The sequence below is a fragment of the Thiomicrorhabdus sp. Kp2 genome (assembly GCF_000478585.1).
Classification (GTDB): domain Bacteria; phylum Pseudomonadota; class Gammaproteobacteria; order Thiomicrospirales; family Thiomicrospiraceae; genus Thiomicrorhabdus.
The window spans coordinates 1,439,785-1,457,745 of record NZ_ARWI01000001.1 but is presented as its reverse complement, the minus strand read 5'-3'; the positions used below and the strand labels follow the sequence as shown (position 1 = coordinate 1,457,745).

The 17,961-nt window shown below is 40.9% G+C and carries 16 protein-coding genes; 8 read left to right on the top strand and 8 right to left on the bottom strand.

Translation table 11 applies throughout. From position 1 onward, the window contains the following. Positions 1-208 precede the first annotated feature (208 nt). Positions 209-2,815: a methyl-accepting chemotaxis protein gene (locus A379_RS06795; protein WP_157832353.1), complete on the top strand. Its 2,607-nt coding sequence runs from the start codon at positions 209-211 to the stop codon at positions 2,813-2,815. On the opposite strand, the gene A379_RS13110 is transcribed toward A379_RS06795, so the two are convergent. The 3 genes from A379_RS13110 to A379_RS06785 all read right to left on the bottom strand — a co-directional run bounded on the left by A379_RS13110 (position 2,812) and on the right by A379_RS06785 (position 4,972). Beyond that, positions 2,812-2,949, bottom strand: coding sequence for a hypothetical protein (locus A379_RS13110; RefSeq protein WP_198525656.1), 138 nt, complete (start codon positions 2,947-2,949; stop codon positions 2,812-2,814). The genes A379_RS06795 and A379_RS13110 overlap by 4 nt on opposite strands. A gap of 438 nt (positions 2,950-3,387) precedes the next feature. Continuing rightward, positions 3,388-4,077 carry a metalloregulator ArsR/SmtB family transcription factor gene (locus tag A379_RS06790; RefSeq protein ID WP_040727043.1) on the bottom strand — a complete coding sequence of 230 codons (690 nt, stop codon included), beginning with the start codon at positions 4,075-4,077 and terminating at the stop codon, positions 3,388-3,390. A gap of 151 nt (positions 4,078-4,228) precedes the next feature. Further along, a complete protein-coding gene (locus A379_RS06785; protein WP_040727041.1) occupies positions 4,229-4,972 on the bottom strand; it encodes an MBL fold metallo-hydrolase in 744 nt (247 codons plus the stop codon). Between the two features lie 194 nt (positions 4,973-5,166). On the opposite strand from A379_RS06785, the gene A379_RS06780 reads away from it, so the two are divergent. The 7 genes from A379_RS06780 (at position 5,167) to A379_RS06750 (ending at position 14,046) form a co-directional block, all read left to right on the top strand. Continuing rightward, positions 5,167-6,447: an MFS transporter gene (locus A379_RS06780; protein ID WP_040727039.1), complete on the top strand. Its 1,281-nt coding sequence runs from the start codon at positions 5,167-5,169 to the stop codon at positions 6,445-6,447. Positions 6,448-6,611: 164 nt separating this feature from the next. Beyond that, positions 6,612-7,586, top strand: coding sequence for a MoxR family ATPase (locus A379_RS06775; protein WP_040727036.1), 975 nt, complete (start codon positions 6,612-6,614; stop codon positions 7,584-7,586). Positions 7,587-7,640: 54 nt separating this feature from the next. After that, entirely contained in the window at positions 7,641-8,696 is a 1,056-nt protein-coding gene (locus tag A379_RS06770) for a DUF58 domain-containing protein (protein ID WP_157832352.1), read from the top strand. After that, entirely contained in the window at positions 8,689-9,240 is a 552-nt protein-coding gene (locus A379_RS06765; RefSeq protein WP_040727034.1) for a hypothetical protein, read from the top strand. The genes A379_RS06770 and A379_RS06765 overlap by 8 nt, the downstream gene beginning before the upstream one ends. After that, complete coding sequence (locus tag A379_RS06760; RefSeq protein WP_040727032.1) at positions 9,240-10,400, top strand: VWA domain-containing protein; 1,161 nt, start codon at positions 9,240-9,242, stop codon at positions 10,398-10,400. The genes A379_RS06765 and A379_RS06760 overlap by 1 nt, the downstream gene beginning before the upstream one ends. Next, positions 10,397-12,454: a VWA domain-containing protein gene (locus A379_RS06755; RefSeq protein ID WP_040727030.1), complete on the top strand. Its 2,058-nt coding sequence runs from the start codon at positions 10,397-10,399 to the stop codon at positions 12,452-12,454. Before A379_RS06760 ends, A379_RS06755 begins: the two co-directional genes overlap by 4 nt. Further along, a complete protein-coding gene (locus tag A379_RS06750; RefSeq protein WP_040727029.1) occupies positions 12,448-14,046 on the top strand; it encodes a hypothetical protein in 1,599 nt (532 codons plus the stop codon). The genes A379_RS06755 and A379_RS06750 overlap by 7 nt, the downstream gene beginning before the upstream one ends. Before the next feature lie 58 nt (positions 14,047-14,104). On the opposite strand, the gene A379_RS06745 is transcribed toward A379_RS06750, so the two are convergent. The 5 genes from A379_RS06745 to A379_RS06725 form a co-directional block, all read right to left on the bottom strand. After that, a complete protein-coding gene (locus A379_RS06745; protein ID WP_040727026.1) occupies positions 14,105-14,365 on the bottom strand; it encodes a hypothetical protein in 261 nt (86 codons plus the stop codon). A gap of 142 nt (positions 14,366-14,507) precedes the next feature. Beyond that, positions 14,508-14,936, bottom strand: coding sequence for a thioredoxin TrxC (gene trxC, locus A379_RS06740; RefSeq protein ID WP_040727025.1), 429 nt, complete (start codon positions 14,934-14,936; stop codon positions 14,508-14,510). A gap of 94 nt (positions 14,937-15,030) precedes the next feature. Then, positions 15,031-15,492 carry a hypothetical protein gene (locus A379_RS06735; RefSeq protein WP_040727024.1) on the bottom strand — a complete coding sequence of 154 codons (462 nt, stop codon included), beginning with the start codon at positions 15,490-15,492 and terminating at the stop codon, positions 15,031-15,033. Between the two features lie 376 nt (positions 15,493-15,868). Continuing rightward, positions 15,869-17,404: a dynamin family protein gene (locus A379_RS06730; RefSeq protein ID WP_081696363.1), complete on the bottom strand. Its 1,536-nt coding sequence runs from the start codon at positions 17,402-17,404 to the stop codon at positions 15,869-15,871. A 137-nt stretch (positions 17,405-17,541) separates the two neighbouring features. Continuing rightward, entirely contained in the window at positions 17,542-17,877 is a 336-nt protein-coding gene (locus A379_RS06725; RefSeq protein ID WP_040727022.1) for a hypothetical protein, read from the bottom strand. Positions 17,878-17,961 lie beyond the last annotated feature (84 nt).

The following is a 17,961-nucleotide window of genomic DNA, read 5'->3' as shown; positions in this document are numbered from 1 at the left end:
CGAAATCTTATTTGTCTCGCGTCTTAAAGCGGGAGATAAATTGTGAATTATTTGTTACACAAAAGGCTTCAATGGTCACTATAAAGTAAATTTGGTCTATCATTTGCTTCTTGTTTTTTTCAGTTTTCTTGAATGATTTTTTTCAGTAATGTGGGTTAAGTGGTAATTTTTGCAGCTTGCTGTGATCTTTACCTTAAAAGGTGTAAATATGTTTAAAACAATTAAATCAAAATTAATCGGTGGTTTTTCTTTAATCACGATATTGATTGTATTGGTGGCTATTTTTAGTGTGGTCAAAATCAATGAATCGAGCGACGGCTTTAAAAGCTATAGAGAGATGGCCAGAGCGTCCTTAATCTCGAGCCATATTGAGGCAAGCATGTTAATGGTCCGAATGGATGTCAAAGATTATTTATTTAATCCCGCACAAGACAAAGTGGATGAATTTCAAACTTACTATGACAAAACCATGGCCTCTATTAAAGAGGCGGAAGAGTTAATTCATGATTCAGAAAGAGTTGCTTTACTGGAAAAAATGTCGACTGACTTAGTGGAATATAAATTGAACTTTGAAAAGGTTCAAGCGTTTATGAAACAACGTGACGAGCTTGTTAATAACGGGCTAGATATGATTGGTCCACAAATGGAAAAATCCTTGACCAGTGTTATGCGTGAAGAAGTTGGATTAGGGGATTTAGAGATTGCTAATCATTCCGCTGAAACGATTAGAACCCTGATGTTGGCAAGACTGTATGCCGCAAAGTTCATTAAAAGTAATGAGCAGTCGACAATGGAACGAGTGTTACAAGAGTTTGATAACTTAAATAGCCAATTATGGACACTTAAATCACAAGTCAGTTCTGAAAAACACACTGATCAATTACATGAGGTTACTAGCCAAATTGATGAATATAAAAACAAAGTAAAAGCATTGTATAAAGTGATTAATGACCGTAACGATATTGTGAATAACAAATTGAATGTCATTGGACCGCATATCGCTAAGCTTTCAGAAGAGATTAAATCATCATTAAGAGCGGATCAAGATCGTATTGGGCCAGAAGTGCAACAGAATAACGAGAATATTGTGATGGCAATGATCTTGTCATCGGCTATTGTGGCATTAATTGCCATTCTGATTGCTTTCTTCTTACCACGTTCGATTGCGCGTGGTTTAGCCAGTATTCAACAAGCTTTAAATAAAATCAGCTCAACAGGCGACTTTAGCATTAGAGCGGATGCCAGCAAAGAAGATGAAGTGGGTGATATGGGGCGTGCGGTTAACAGTTTGTTAACCGATATGCAAAAAGCCATTGATGAATCCAATGAGGTGATTCAAGCGATTGCCAAAGGGGATTTTTCAAAACGTATTCAAGCAAATCTGAATGGAGATCTGGATAGTTTAAAACAAGGTATTAATGGTTCTGCTGACTCTATTGATGACACCATGACACAGTTAAGCCATGTTATGACAGCAATGAGTAAGGGTGATTTTAATGTCAGCATTAATGCCGCTGTTGAAGGTAAGTTCCTTGAGATGGTAGAAAGTTCTTGCCTGACTTTGAAAACATTGAATGACACCATTAGCGATATCATCAATATTATGACCCGAATGGAAAACGGTGACTTTGAGCATAGAGTGACTGTTGAAGCGCACGGTGATTTATTGAAATTGAAATCGGGTGTTAACAACTCAATGGATGCGATTGAATCAGCTATGGCGGATATCATTCGCATTGTGGTCGCTCAATCTAAAGGTGATTTGACTCAATCTATTTCAGCAGACTATAACGGGCAACTTGATACCTTAAAACAAGCGATTAACGGCAGTGCAGCAAGGCTGGCTGATGTGGTTGGTAAGGCGCTTGAAGCGACCAATATTGTAAGCAATGCGGCCGATGAAGTTTCTCGTGGCGCGCTAGACCTTAGCCAACGAGTGCAAGAGCAAGCTGCGGCATTAGAAGAAACGTCCGCAACCATGGATGAAATGAACTCGGCGGTTCAAGGGAATACTGATAACGCACAAGAGGCGAGTGCCGTTGCCCAAGATGTGCAGTCTAAAGCCAATACTGGCGTGAGCGTGATGAACCAAACCATTGAAGCGATGGACGCGATTCAGGAATCAAGCCATAAAATCAATGATATTGTCTCGTTGATTGATGGTATTGCTTTCCAGACCAATCTATTAGCATTAAACGCGGCGGTTGAAGCAGCGAGAGCGGGTGAACATGGTCGTGGTTTTGCGGTGGTTGCGAGTGAAGTACGTGCCTTAGCTCAAAAGTCGGCCGAAGCGGCTAAAGAGATTAAAACCTTGATTGAAGAGAGTGTGAACCGCATTGATGATGGTACTCAGCTCGCCAGCGAATCGGGCAAAATGCTCAGCGAGATTAATGCCTCAATTGATACCGTGAGCCAAATGATTAAACATATTGCTGAGGCCTCTGGAGAGCAAGCCACAGGGGTGAGCCAGGTTCACCAAGCAATCAGTCAGATTGATGAGGTGACTCAACAAAATGCGGCGCTGGTTGAAGAAACCTCGGCAGCCTCAGCCAGTATGAATGATCAATCTAGCCTGTTAAGACAAGAGATGTCATTCTTTCATATTGGCGGAGCATCCAAAGCAATCGTATCGGCACCAATAGCAAAAGAGCCAGTAGCCAAACTTGAAAAACCAGTGGGTATGACTGCAAAAACGCCAGTACCATCAAAGCCAATGGAGCACAAAAAAGAGACACAAAAACCAGAACTTAGTGATATAAAGTCTTACCAAAAGAAACCGTTAGGCAGTAATGAGGAGGAGTGGCAAGATTTTTAATCAACTAGGGTTTTAGCTTGTACATTCAAACGGCTTTGATTGAAGTTTGTCTTAATTCGCACAACATCAATTATTGCATAAGCCTTTCCAAAAGATGAATAGCGTGCACTCATACAGAGTGTGCGTGATTTCATATCTAAATTAAACAACCTCTTATTGAGACAACCACTCAATGAAATATAGTCATTCCAAATTGGCTTATATTCTAACGATTTAGAACCTTATTACGATTTACTAGTGTGCTCAAAGACGCAGCTAAATTTAAGCGGTGGCTGTTCTATATAATGTTTACAACGCTCGATGTATATATCGTATATTTTTGATTTATCTTATTTCGCCAGGCCTGGTAACTTAAAGACGTTGGTAATTATAAAAAATAACTGAACCTTACTGTTTGTCTAAGGAGGTTCGCCTGTGGTAATGAAAGCGTGTTGGCTCAGACTGGATAATGATAGCGAATTTGAGTGCGATACTTGATTTGGCAGGTTATAGGCTGTTTAGTTTGGTAATTCTCATTTGAGAATGAGTAGGATATTTAGTGGTGAATAAACTTAAACGTTGTGTTTTCGGTGTTATACCGACTTTATCTCTTCTGCGGTAGAAAGTGCAGAATTTTGCCACTCTGGATAACCCTCTTTTAAACGTTTGGCTTGGTAACCAAGAGATAACAGGGTTTGTACCGCATCTGTTGACCACATGCAATAAGGCCCACGGCAGTAGACAATAAGGGGTTCTGAAAGCTTAAATTGCTCTAGATTTGTTGAAAACTCATCAATCGGTAAGTTAATGGCATTGGGCAGATGACCCGCCACAAATTCGTCTTGGGGGCGAACATCCACTAGCGTATAACTTTGTTGATTTTGTTCCATTAATTTTAAGGCTTTTAGAGAGATTGGCTCTAAAGGGGTGTTGGGCTTTAAATGCTCTGTTAATAAGGTTTGCATCTCTTCAAGCTGTGTTTCGGCCACGTCACGTAAACTCACAATTAAGTTAAATACCGACCGATCACTCAACATATAAATAATACGTAAACCCTCACGGCGGTTTTTTACCAGGCCTGCTTGTTTCAGGTTTTGCAAATGTTTAGAAACATTCGCAATGCTCAAATTCAGTTTACGATGCAAAGTATCCACATCACACTCACCTTGGCTGAGAACATCAAGAATCATCAAACGATTAGCGTGTCCAAGCGCCTTGCTTACCTGTGCGAGTTGTTCAAATAGGTTGTATTTTAACGTTTGAGAGGTTGAATCGGTTGTCATCAGTACATTCAATAAAGGTTTTTTAAAATAGAAATTACCCTGTACTTTACCTTAAATAGAGTGAATACGGGAGAGCTTTATTGGTTTGAAGAGCCTTTAAGGAGAGTTGAATGTGTTCTAAAGCTTTGGTTAGAACACATATTTATTTTGTTCAAACTTTCTGTATTGGATTCATATTATAAGCAAGAATTTTCTGGATTTCTTTAGGCGCTGGCAGTGCGGTGCTGGCAACTTGCTTGATAAACTCTTCACGATTTAATCTAAGGGTTGGGTTATAACGTTTTTCAAACCCCAGAGTTGAGCTAGGTTTACCGCTAATTCCTGCACCGCAAACACTGCCTGCTTGAGCGCCAGGAAGAATTTCCATTGTATCTGGTAAGGGTAAAATACGGTGATAAATTGAATTATGCAATTGTTCAGCCATCTCCTGTTCTCTGCCGTGTAAATCAGGGCGACCAACACTGCCTACAAAAAGCGTATGTCCTGTAATCAAAAACCAAGGGTCATCTGTCCGAGAACGGTCGGTGACCATTAACGTAATACTATCTTCTGTGTGTCCAGGTGTATGCATTATCTCAATTTTTACATTGCCAGCCTCTAGTATTTGACCATCAATAAGTGGCGTAAACGAGCATTTTGCAGGTGATGAAGTGTGTAAAGCATATTGGCCATTACTTCGTTGAGCAAGTTCATATCCACCCGTGTAGTGGTCGGCGTGAACGTGAGTATCAATTACATAAGCGATTTTAAGACCTTTACTTTTAGCAAGTTCTAAATAGAGTTCGACTTCATTTTGATGAACGTCAACAGCAATAGCCAGTCCTTGGCTAATACAACCCAATAGATAGGAGAGTGATCCTGGTTCAGATTGTGGGGTATTTTGAAATAAAAACATAAAAACTCCTTAGCTTATATAAGCTTACATAATGAAAGTTCTGCAAATATTGATCGAATTCGTTGTCATTTGACGTTACCATTTCGGCTCAAAATATATTCAACTAAATGGTTGAATTGTATTAGCCTAACCGTTAAACTGTCTTTATTCAACTATATGGTTGAATAAAAAATAAGGGATTATGGAGCTTTAAAATGACTTCTTTAGACAAGAATTCGCAGATTAAACACGGTATTCATGACAATTTATCGCATATGATTCAGCAGTTAATTCAAGTGTTTTTGGTTGGTTTAACTGTTGGTATGACACGTACTGTGTTACCAGGCCTGGCAGAAAGTGAATTTGGTTTAGCTTCAAAAGCCTTTATGAGTCTAGCGGCATTTGTGGTTGTTTTTGGTTTTGTGAAAGCGGCAATGAATTTATTAGCGGGTTATTTAAGCGACCGTTTTGGTCGTCGTAGGCTATTAATTGTAGGTTGGCTATTGGCGATTCCTGTACCGTTATTGCTGTTTTTTGCAGAATCTTGGTCGTGGATTTTATGGGCAATGGTGTTTCTTGGTGTAAACCAAGGTTTGTGTTGGTCAATGGCTTTAAACAGTAAGCTGGATTTGGCGCACGCCAATCAAAAGGGCCTGATTAATGGATTAAATGAGTTTTCAGGCTATGCCGCAGTTGGAATTGCAGGGTGGCTAACGGCTTTATTGGCTGAGCAATATGGTGCGCGTGAAGCGTTACTGGGTTTTGGTTTGCTGGTCATCTTTTTGGGTTTGTGGCTAGCGATTAGCAAAGTGATTGATACCCAACCTTGGTCTCAATTACACCATGAACTTCATCGTTTTGAACAGGCCAAAAAAGGTGAGACAGAACAACAAAATGCAATGAATTTAAGTCAAGCCCTGCTCTATGCAACTTGTAAACAACCACAACTCATGGCGCTTAACCAAGCAGGCCTGGTAGAAAAGTTTATTGATGCGTTAGTTTGGGTGTTTATGCCAGTGTATTTACTCAGTCAGTCACAAACGCTGATTGAAGCTAGCGCCATTATTGCGATTTATGGTGTAGTTTGGGGAGCTTCACAGCTGATTACTGGACCAATGTCAGATAAGTGGGGGCGGCGAACTCTTATTGTGGGTGGATTTTGGCTTTGTGGTATCACAAGCTTACTCTTTGTATGGGCAGAAAGTATCTGGCTGTGGTCTGTTTTAGCCGCTTTGATGGGCTTTGGAATGGCGATGCTCTATCCAACATTAGGTGCTGCTGTGGCCGATTTTTGCGAACCTAATATACGTGCCACAATCTTGGGGGTATACCGTTTTTGGCGTGATTTTGGATACGCCGTTGGTGCTTTAGCCATGGGCGTATTGGCGCATTACGCACAATCAGTGGTTTGGCCATTTTATTTTGTGGGTATTATGATGTTTATCTCAGGGTTATGGGTATTTTTGGCTCTTAGGTCACCACAAAAACCTGCCTAAATCCGCTGTAACAATGCCTTATATAAGCAGAATTAATTGTATTTATTGAAAGCAGTTTTTTATCATTCAAGCCTAGTTTTCATTTCATAGTCCATTTATTAGATGGCGAGTCTATGGGTATTGGTTTGATTGATGAGCCTTAATCGTTTAGTTTGGAAAAAAGTATGTCTACACAAACAGAATTTTTAGCGTTAAAAACGCATTTACAGAAGGTGATTGTTGGTCAGGAAGCCTTGCTAGATAAGATGTTGATTGCCTTGTTAACGGGTGGCCATGTTTTACTAGAAGGGCCACCAGGCCTGGCAAAAACCACGGCGGTTAAAACCCTAGCAACGGGTGTGCATGCCAGTTTTCAGCGTATACAGTTTACCCCCGATTTAATGCCTGGCGATGTGATGGGTTCGGAGGTGTTGGATGTCAATTCGGGTGCATTGAGTTTTGTAAAAGGTCCGATTTTTAATGAGATTGTGTTGGCCGATGAAATCAATCGTGCGCCACCAAAAGTGCAGTCGGCACTGCTTGAGGCGATGGCTGAAAAACAAGTTACCGCAGGCGGACAAACTCGCGCCTTGCCTGAGATGTTTTTGGTCATGGCCACACAAAACCCTCTTGAACAGAGTGGAACCTACCCTTTGCCAGAAGCACAGCTTGACCGTTTTATGTTGCATGTGGTGTTAGATTACCCTGATGAAGCCGAAGAGCTAGAAATTTTACGCCGTGATAGAGCGCATCATTTTGGTGAAGACAAAGAGGACTTTAACGCTTTTTTAACACCCGAAAACGTCATTCACGCTCGTCACTCAGTGGCCGAACAATATGTCTCTGAACCTGTAGAGCGTTATATGGTGGCGCTGATTGCCGCAACCCGTAAGCTAGGCCAATTAGACAGTGCTATGCAAGGTGTTCTAGAAGTAGGGGCATCACCTCGTGCGTCTATTGCATTATTACATGCCGCCAGTGCTTATGCCTGGTTACAAGAGCGTAATTTTGTCACGCCTGATGATGTGATTACTTTATTGCCTGATGTATTGCGCCATCGTTTGATTGTTAGCTTTAGTGGTCGTGCGCAAAAATGGACACCTGATTCCATTATTCAAAAATTAATTGAGCTTGTGCCTGTTCCAATGTTAGAAGGATAAGTCGTTAATTTTGAACGGTTTTGAAGATGAATCTGAAACATGGGTGGCGCATTAATGCCGTTATTTAAACTTATGAAGTCTTTGGTGGTTCCTGTTTGGCAGAATATTCGCCAACGATTCATATCGCCTATAAAACCGCTTAGTCAAACCATTTACCAGCCGATTTTATCGTCTACTGAAATCACTGACTTTGCAGAGCAACTTGCTCAAGCCTCTAGTAAAGTTTCGCCCAACTTAAAACAGAGTGAAGCCCTAAGGCAGGGGGAGCAAACCTCGCAGTTTATGGGTGCTGGTTTGGAGTATGAAGAGAGCCGAGCCTATCAACCAGGGGATGAAATTAGACGAATTAACTGGCGTTTAATGGCGCGTACAGGCAAGGCATACACCAAACTGTTTCAAGAAGAACGCCAAGAAAATTGGTTTATTTTGGTCGATCACCGCGCCAGTATGCGTTTTGGTACCCGTAAGCGTTTAAAGGCGACACAAGCGGCAAGAGTGGCAGGTTATTATGCTTGGTTGGCACAGCAGATTGGTATTCCTGTTGCAACAGGCCGATTGGCCGAAGAGTTTGAACAATCGCGTATTTTTGAGGGTAAGTCTATCTACTCGCATGTTATGGAATTTGTCAGTCAACCGTGTCCGCCCTCTTTGAAGATCTCGCAAATTGAACCGTCATTCAATGATGTATTGGTGAGTTTGACTGCGCAGTTACAACCTGGTTCTCGATTGATATTGATTAGCGATTTTCATGATGTTAATCAAGAGACAACGGAAATATTAACCGCCTTGCAAAGTCGCGTGGCGATTAAGGCGGTTTGGGTTGAAGATATTGCGGAAACGCAGCTTCCTGAAATAGAAGGTTTACAACTTCAGTCTATGGTGAATCAACAAACTTATGCCATTGCAGATGCTGAGCAACGTTTAAGTTACCAGGCCTGGTCAGTTCAATATCAAACGCATATTCAACAAGCGATTAATCAAGCCGCAGTTGGGGTTTATTCACTCTATGCGCATGAACCTCTGTCAGAGATGATGTTGTCATTAAGTCTTGAAAATAAAAACAATCTGTTTCATAAGAGAGCACAAAATGAGCAGGTAAATTATGGCTAATCAAAATAATTCTACATCAGAGGCATTAGACCTTGTTTTATATGATATTGAACTGCCTGTTTCGCCCGATTTTAACTGGTTGAGTTTGTTGCAAACCAGTGCTTATTGGCTGGTGATTGTAGTGTGTGTATTTGCTTTAATTGCGTTGGTAGTGATGTTTAAAGCACGTAACCAACCTTTTGCAAAACAGAGTCTGTTTTTGCACTTTTTAATAGCACGTTCTCAATTGTCTAAGCTGCAAACGCTTGCACAAAAATCACAGAGTCAAACGGGGATTTCTCAGGCGGAAGTTCATGGTTTTTATCATCTAGCACAGCGATTAATCTATGTATCACAACGGTTAAAAGTAGAGGATGAACCGTCAATGGACTTATTGCAACGCCAAGTTAACTTTGTGGTGTTTTCTGAGCACACAGTTTCACGTGAAACTTTTGCCATGAACTTGAAAGAAGTTGAGACCTTTTTGCAAAATCATTTGAGTGTTAAAAATTTGTGGGCTTATTATTTGAGTTACCTCAAAACACCTTTTAAAGGTGATGTTTAATGGACGCTTGGCTATTAAATCTATTTAACTTAACAGGCCTGGTAGACGGCGCTGAAACAGCAAACTTGGCGTTTGAATCGCCTGTTTGGTTGTGGTTAATTGTTTTTTGGCCACTATTTTGGTGGTTAAGCAGTCGTTTTACCGCTAATAATGATTTAAGCGATATCGCGGCTCGTCGTCAGCTACAAGTAAGACACGCCTTAATTCATAAGGTACAGCATATAAAACCGATTAAACAGATTACGGTTTTCTCCTTTAGGGCGATTATTTTTAACCTGTTAAGAGGTTTGGCCATTAGTTTGATTGCCATCGCCCTCGCTCAGCCCATTCAAAAATTACCTACGCCTTCTGAACCCGATAGCAAAACGGTGCGTGACATCGTATTTGTAGTGGAAAGTTCAGCCTCGTTTTTATTGCCCGATTACGCGATGAACGGCCAGCAAGAAACGCGTATGAATGTGGTGAAACAGGTTTTAGATGACTTTATTGCCAAGTTGGAGGGTAATCGTTTTAGTTTAGCGATTTATGCAGATAGTGCCTATACCCTATTGCCTTTGACCTCTGACCAAACTTTGGCACGCTTAACTTTAAAACGGCTACAACCGTATTTAGCAGGGCGAACCGATACCGCAATGGGTGAAGCATTAGGTTTAGCACTTAAACAGGCCGATCAATCCACAGGCGTGACAAAAGCCAGCACCGATACCTTAAAGCGTGTTTTAGTGCTGATTAGCGATGGTTTAAGTCAGCCAAGTAAGATTGAGCTGACCGAAGCGGTGAATTATGCACAGCTTTTACAAGTACCTATTTATACGATTGGGGTAGGAGCGAGTAGTGAACAAGCCGACAAGCGTGTTTATACAGGTTTGCTTTATCAGCCATTAGAGTCCGAATCACTGCAAAGTATCGCTCAACAAACAGGTGGGCAGTATTATCAGGTGGGTAGTGGTGCTGAAATTTCTGCTGTGCTAGAACAAATTAATCAAGCCGAAGGGGTGCCTTATATTCAGCCTCCAAGCCCACCGCAAAAACAAGATTTATCGCCTTATCCGTTAATAGCAGGCCTGGTTATTTTAGGTATTTATTGGTTATTAAGTCTGATTTGGACGGGTGTGGTTCTCAGAAAGCCCAAACAAGGTAATGATGAGGAGGCAGCATGATTGAAGCTTTTTTAAATGATGCTTTAATGTGGCGCGCTCCCATCTGGCTTTGGGGGCTTTTATTACCTGTTTTGGTTTGGTTTATTCAGCGTTTGTTACGCAACCGCCAAAAACAGAGTTATGCCGATGCACAATTATGGCCTTGGGTAAGTGCTCAGCCGTCAATTAGCCAGGTTTCAATGAAACCTACCAGGCCTGGTAACTCAAAATCGCCTTTGAGCAGGCTGCTAAACTTGATAGCTAAGCCCTGTAAGGTGTTGAATGCAAGCCGCCTATTGGCATTAGCTTGGCTCTGTTTTGTGATTGCTTTAGCAGGCCCACGAAGTTTAGACAGTCAGTTTGACTCTCAAATACGGAGCGGTGTGGATGTAATGATTGATTTTGATCTATCTGATTCCATGACGGCCGAGGATGTTAAACCTAACCGTTTTCTGTTTGCTAAGTCGATTGCCCAAACCTTGGTTGCCGAACTTAAAAGCAGTGACCGAGTGGCCTTAAATGTTTTTGCCTATCAACCCCATACTGTTTTGCCTTTAACTTATGATAAACAGGCCTTTAATCATGCATTAAATTTGATAGAGCCTGGAATGTTGCCAACAAAGGGAAGTTGGTTAGATTTGGCTTTAATTGGCGCATTAAACACCTTAACCCAAACAGGACGAGCTGCAAAAATATTGGTGGTGTTTACCGATGGCGCGCAACCTTTTTGGAAACCAATGGAATTACCCAAAGCGGTTCAAGAGCTCGATGTGGCTGTTTCGCAAAAACAGAGCGATACGGGTGTAAAGGTGATTTTTGTTGGGGTGGGTAATACACGTCCTGCACCGATTCCTGATACAACACACGCTTCTGGTCATTTACATGTAAATGGTCTATTGGTGCAGAGCCGTTTAGAAGAGAGTCAGTTGCTTAAACTTGCACAGCAAACAGAAGGCGTTTATTTACGTGCCAGTGCTGAGCAAGTGTTTATGCAAAAGTTGTTAGCCGAAATTGAACAGAGTGCCTCAAGTTACCAAGATAAGCGAGCTAAGCAAGTTTGGCTGAGTTATGCCCACCCGTTTATGGTGGCTGGCATAATCAGTTTATTACTGGCCTTTTATGCTTGGCAAATTGCTTTAGGTGTATTGGCATTACCTAAAAAACAATTAAATAAGTTAAAAGATTCAGCCACCATTAGTAGCGTGCTTTTAATGCTGATTGCGCCTGCGGTTATGGTTGGCTGTTTATCGCTGTGGCCTCAAACGGCTACGGCACAAGAGGCTAATATTAAACTGCATGAGGCTTATAGCGCTTTTAGTGAGGGTGCGTATGAGTTGGCCGAAACCTTATATGATGCTAACCCCAATTACCAAGGTTGGTTTGGTGCTGGGGCATCAGCTTACAAGTCGGATGATTTAGAAGCCGCCGTTTTGTATTTTAGACAAGCCGCTTGGCAAGCTCCGTCTGATGTTGAACGCGCTAAGGCGCTCTATAACTTAGGCAATAGTTACTATCAAGCCAACTTACTGCCGCAGGCGATTGAGTCTTATCAGCAAGCGATGATTTATCAATCTCCTTATTTAAAAGCCCAAAATAATCTTCAGTTGGCTCAACAGCGTCATCAATTAGAAATACAGGCCAAGCAGAGTAAGTCAAAGTCAGAAGAGCAAGATCAGGGCAAAGGTTCAAAAGGTGATAATTCAGGGGCATTTTATGGTGGACAAAAAACAGGCGATTCAGACTCTAAAGAACCAGGTTTTGGTGCTGATGGCGATGCTTTTGGCGGGAATAAAAGTGGTAAATTATTAAAAATACCCGATGTGGATAATTTAACTGATTTTCGTTTAAACCCGAGTATTGCCAAGTTGCGATTAAATACGGTTATAGGACAAACAGGTGGCAATAAGGTTTTGCAGGCGCAAATGAATCAACAACGAGCAGAGCAATTTGAACATGAATTACAGCAGTTGCAAGATAATCAAAAACAGCTGTTAAAAAGACTTTTTGAGCGTGAAGAAGGTTTTCATGCGGCCCAAGAAAAGGCGCACTCTATTCCTGGAGCTCAGCCATGGTAAAGTTTATAAAAGTTCTTTTATTTGGTTTTTTACCGCTGTTTTTTGTGTCAGCGGTGTTTGCGGTGGATTCTCAAGTTACCCGGCCTGGTAACTTAAATGAGACCGAGTTGCTTAAAGATAATACGCCAATTGAGGTGAAGATTCGTCCAACCCATATTCAGCTTGGTCAGCCCGTTTCACTGGTGATTGAAGGTGAAAAAATTGGCAAATCGACCGCATTATTGGATTGGACTGAACTTAAACAAAATTTTGTAATTGATGATGTTGACCAACACTCATACCTTTTACGTTTAATCCTCTACCCATTAAGGGAGGGGGAGTTGGTGATTGCTGAGCAAAAAGCGGGTAGGGTGCATATACCCAAAACGGTGATTAAGGTTGAACCTAACCCAGAAGTGGCTATTGAATGGCAAAAGCCCAAGACTGAACTTTTTAGCACGCAGCAGGGGCTTTGGCAGGCTCAAGTCACCGTTAAAAATCCCGCTTTTTTAGTGGAGATGCAATCGCCTGAAGGATTAAAAAATGCAGGGCTAATTACCCATCTATTAAGTTCAGAGAGTGACCCACAAAACCACATGGTGAGTTTTGAAATGCCAAGAGTGTCAGAATTGGAAAGTCTGCCACTAAAATCGCCCATTGTTGAGGTTAAAAACACCAGTAATCAGCGTTGGAAGTTTTTTGATTCAGCGCACACTGTACAAGTAAAACCCTTGCCAACGTTTTTACCCATGTCGGTTGCGGTGGGTCAGCTAGATTGGCACATTGCGCCCTTTGAGGCGTTTTACCAGGTAGGGGATTTATATTACTGGAATTGGCAGATAACTGGTCAAGGTCTTACTGATAAGTATGTAAAGGCCACGGCTTATCAGTTAATTAGCCAGTTAACGCATAACGAGCAGGTCTCTTGGCTAGCCGAGTCGATGCAAGTCACATCAATGAGTAATGATAAAGGCATGTTGACTCTTTTAGATGTTCAAGTGCCTTTTAGGATTAAACAACCAGGCCTGGTTACTTTTCCTGAGCTGGTTTTAAGAGGTTTTAATCCAGAGATGGCTAAGGTTTCACAACAGACATTTGCTGCTATTCAGGTTATGGCTTTACCAGGTTGGTTAGTGTGGAGTGTTTACTGGTTGGCTTTGGTTTTAGGGATTGCTTCAGGCTATTTTTTACTGCTAATTTTAAAGCAATACGGGTTAAACCTGCGGTTACGCAAGGAGATTAATCAAGCCAAATCCAGTGAGGTTATTTTGCAAGCGATACTGCATTGGCAATCTAAGCACCTATTAAACTCAACAGGAAACTCAACAGGAAATTCAACAGAAGCAGAAGGGAGTCAAAAGGTTCATTCTCTAAATCAGTTTGAGCAGTGGTTTAAACAACATTATGGTGAGTCGCCATTACTGTCAGTTTTAATTCAAGATATGAATGAGGTGCTGTATGCAAAAGCAAATCCGTTAGAACATTTTGCAGACATTAAAAAGAATGCCCAGGCCTGGTCAGATGCCCTTTCTATAATAAAGGGCTCAAAATTGGCCTTTAGAGTGGCTTTAAAGACGTTAATACACCATTTCAAAAAGCATAAACGCAATTAAAAGGTTTGGGTTTATGTGTCTGGTAAATCTACCAGGCCTGGTTGTTTGTGATAATTAATTATTTTGAGTTATAAGTCTCATCAAATGGCTTAATAATGCGTTGGTATTTTTTCCAAACCAGTGTTAAAGCATACAGCAGTGAACCAACTAAAATGGCCAGCCCTAGATAAGCAATACCAGTTGAGAAAGCATTTTCTCTGAATAGGTATGGAATCATTAAGATAACACCTAAAATAAAACCTAGTGAAACGGTTTTTAATGCCACTCTGATAATGCCTTGCATCAGAAGTCGTTTATGTTCTGGTGAGCCTAGTTCCATTCTGTACTCGCTTTAATATGATGTAGTGAATTTGTAATTATACGTCTGTTGGAAATGCTTTAGGTGGGTAATTGAAATTGGACGGTATGTCTGCTCATACCGCCTCATTTACAGAGAAAAGTCATTTATTGTAATTGCTAGGTTAATTGGGTAGGTTCTGTTCAAGCCATTGGCTAAAGTTACCATAATCCATTGCGCCAGCCATTCTTGTTAACTCTTTACCCGACTGGAAAATCGCTAAGGTTGGAATCGAGCGAATCCCAAACTGAGCCGCAATTTGTTGCTCATTCTCAGTGTTAATTTTAACAAACCGCGCTCTAGGCTCAAATTGTGAAGCGGCTTGAGCAAACGTGGGGGCGAAGCCTTGGCAAGGCCCACACCACGGTGCCCAAAAATCAACCACTAAAGGTTGATCAGTTTTCTGTAAAGCTCGGGTAAATTGTTGGCCATTCATCTCTATCGGTTTGCCAGGGAAAAGCTCCCCTTTGCATTTACCGCAAGTGGCTTGAGTTGATAGCTTCTCATCTGGTACACGGTTAAGACCCGCGCAGTGTGGACACATAATAATCATGGCAATTTTCTCAATTTACTTAATAACTTAACTTAATGAGTTTATGGGGGTGAACTCCATGAATTCAAGTTTCTAAAATGGTCTTGTAACTTTTTTATTCGGTTAACCAACTTGGTTTTGGGCTTTCGCGTTTTCCTGCGTCAAAGCCCTCATTCACAAAGCCGTGTAAAGTATCATCATGCCTATGAATCAGCTCAATAATTTTAGGGTCATCGCTTGTTAGGGTCGCCTCAACGCCATCTTCAATATTGCGGTATTGCATATTAATTTGCTCTTTATATTCAAATAATGCAGCAAATAGCGGATCCCATGAGCGAATCGCTCTACCCATACCAAAACGTTTTTCCATGCCGACAACATGTTCTTGGATGATTTTAGCCAGCTTAGGAGATTGCGAAGTGGTTCGGCTGCAAATGCCATTGGGCAAACGTTCGGTTGAGCGTTTGAGTTCTTTGTGATGCTCTAATAGGTGGCTAAACAGTGCTTGGTCTTTTTTATGCTGTTCATCACTGCCGTGACCGTGTTTGTATTGTCTATGATGAGATTTGCTTTCCATGAGTTCAACTCCTGATGATTACGCTTATTGTATGAACTTGTTTGAATTTTTTCTAAAAAAAAAGCACAGTATTGGTCGTACTGTGCTTTTCAAAAGTTGAGGAGCATAAAAACCCAGTTTGAAACAGGGAAATGTTTTGAGGTTTTTAAGACTATTTTTAAGGAGCAACTCGAATACGTTGAAATGTATTTAAGTTAATGAAAAGTTTACTTTCATGGTGGTGATAGAGCAATAGATAAAGATTGAGGAAGTCTTGAAAGAGTGTGAATTACTAATACGGGCATTAAATAAATTTATACACCAATAGAATACACCTAAATTAATTGGGGTTAATGGGTGTGTTATTCTACTGGAATAGCGTTGGGTTTATAAAAAACTATCTTTCAGATATTACAACTCCCGACTCTTCATTTTTATCTGAAGCCTCTTTTTTAAACGGGTTTAATGAATTTTCCTCTTCTATTACTGAGTCCTTAATCGCTTTAGCTTCCGTTTTTTGCCCATCCGTTTTTCCTGATGGATTGGCAAACTGATCATTGAGTTTTTGGATGGCCTTTTTACTGGCATTGACAATATGGGCTAATTTTAGTCGATTGCGTTTTGTCCAACCCCGTGGTTCTGAGGGAAACAAGCTGCGCCAGAAGCGGGTATTGTGCTTGAGAGCATTAGCAAGTTGCCGGTCGGTTTTTTCAATTCGATTGGCATCCCATCCAGCAAATTTAGCCCGGATGTACCCATGAATGGATAGTATGAGTATTAACCCTATTACGGCCACTCCAGCACTGTAGTATATCGACTGTTGCATGAACTTGATTAGAGGCCAGTCGGACATGGCGATATCAAAGTAACCAAAAAACTGTAAACCATAGAAAATTGCGATTAAAAGAGCACCAAAAACCACACTATCTGTAGCAATGACCTTTTTACGCCATGACTGAATCGCTTTTTGAATCAGAGGGATTTTTTGTGTATGCATTTCTTCAATAATGTTTTCCATTGCATGAGCAATACGGTAGGTTCGTTCAATGCTCACTTTATCGATGCGAGAATGAATGCGAGCAATATCCATGTCTTTTTTACGTTTAAAGCGTTCTTGTTGTGCAGGGTCGGTAAATTCAGTGGCAGAGTCTTCATTATAAATACTGTAGAAATTACCACCCACCAAACCCTGACTTGAAATAGCACGTTGCCATGAGCCAATGACTTCTTCAGGGTTATCTTCTTTTGCAGCGGTGTCAATTTGGTTAAGAATGTAGAGAATTTTATCTGAGTCTTTTCGCCCAATGGTCGTGGCAACTAGGTGTTCTAAGGTGTCACGCATCGCTCCTGGTTCAGGGTGGCGAGCATCAAAGAAAACCAATACCAAATCAGACATATTTATAATGTGATTGGTTATACGTAAAGTGGAGTCACGTTGCGAATCGGCATCAAAACCTGGAGAGTCAATTAAGATTTTGCCTTTTAAAATGTTCGCATTAGTGGTTTTTAGCTGAAGATAAGTGTCTATACGGCTGCCTTCACCTGTTTCTACTTTTTCAATTTCTTTACTGATTCCAAAGAAGGGAAATCTTGGATCCGAATCCAGTGCCAGGCCTGGAAGAGTGGTTGCCTCTTCACCACTGCCATAACAAAGCACGGTGAATTTATCATCAACCGCCTGATTGCCAGTAGTTTGTATCTTTTTGCCTGTATAGCTATTTATAAAAGTAGATTTGCCCGCAGAGAAAGTTCCCAAAATAGAGATGAGCGGCCACCAAGAAATTTGTGTGGCATAAGACTGGTCTTTCTTGAGTAGGCCTGTCTTATAGCCGATTTTATCGAGTTCGCGATAGTTATTGATAATATCAATAAGAACAGGATTCTCTTCTTGCAAGTGTTGTTCTAATTTTAGATAACGTTCTTTAGGTAACATTATTCACATCCTTGTTCTTTGGCGAACTGTACGGTGTAAAGACCTTGGAATATATGAAGTTCTCGACCTCTAAATGTATAACACTTTATAAAGCTACCAGGCCTGGTAGCTTTATGACTACCAGAAAACGAGTAGGGTTACTTTTGGGTATTCATTTGATTTGCGAGAAAATTACTTTGGGTTTCAAGATTTGAAGCATAAGTTAAACCATTGGTGGTTTCATTTTCTTCACTCTGAAGGTTTTTAGACGGATTAGTTTGATTGATGGTTTGTTGTGCGTTTAGCGCAAGATAATCTGTGGTGCTATTTTCCAATGGCTCAGAAAGCGTAACTGAGCTATTTCCACTAATGGGTGTGTTTTGTTCGGTTGGCTGAGCTTCACTCAGTTTATCAGAAGATTTTAGTTGGCTACCATTTTGTATATTTTGTAAATTCAGAGCCGCAGAGGCTAAATTTGGATTAATTGTTGCCATGTTAAATTCCCCTTAATAAAGAATAAGAAATACAAAAAACTTCTAAGTATTCAACCTAATAATTATAGAACAAAACGACCATTT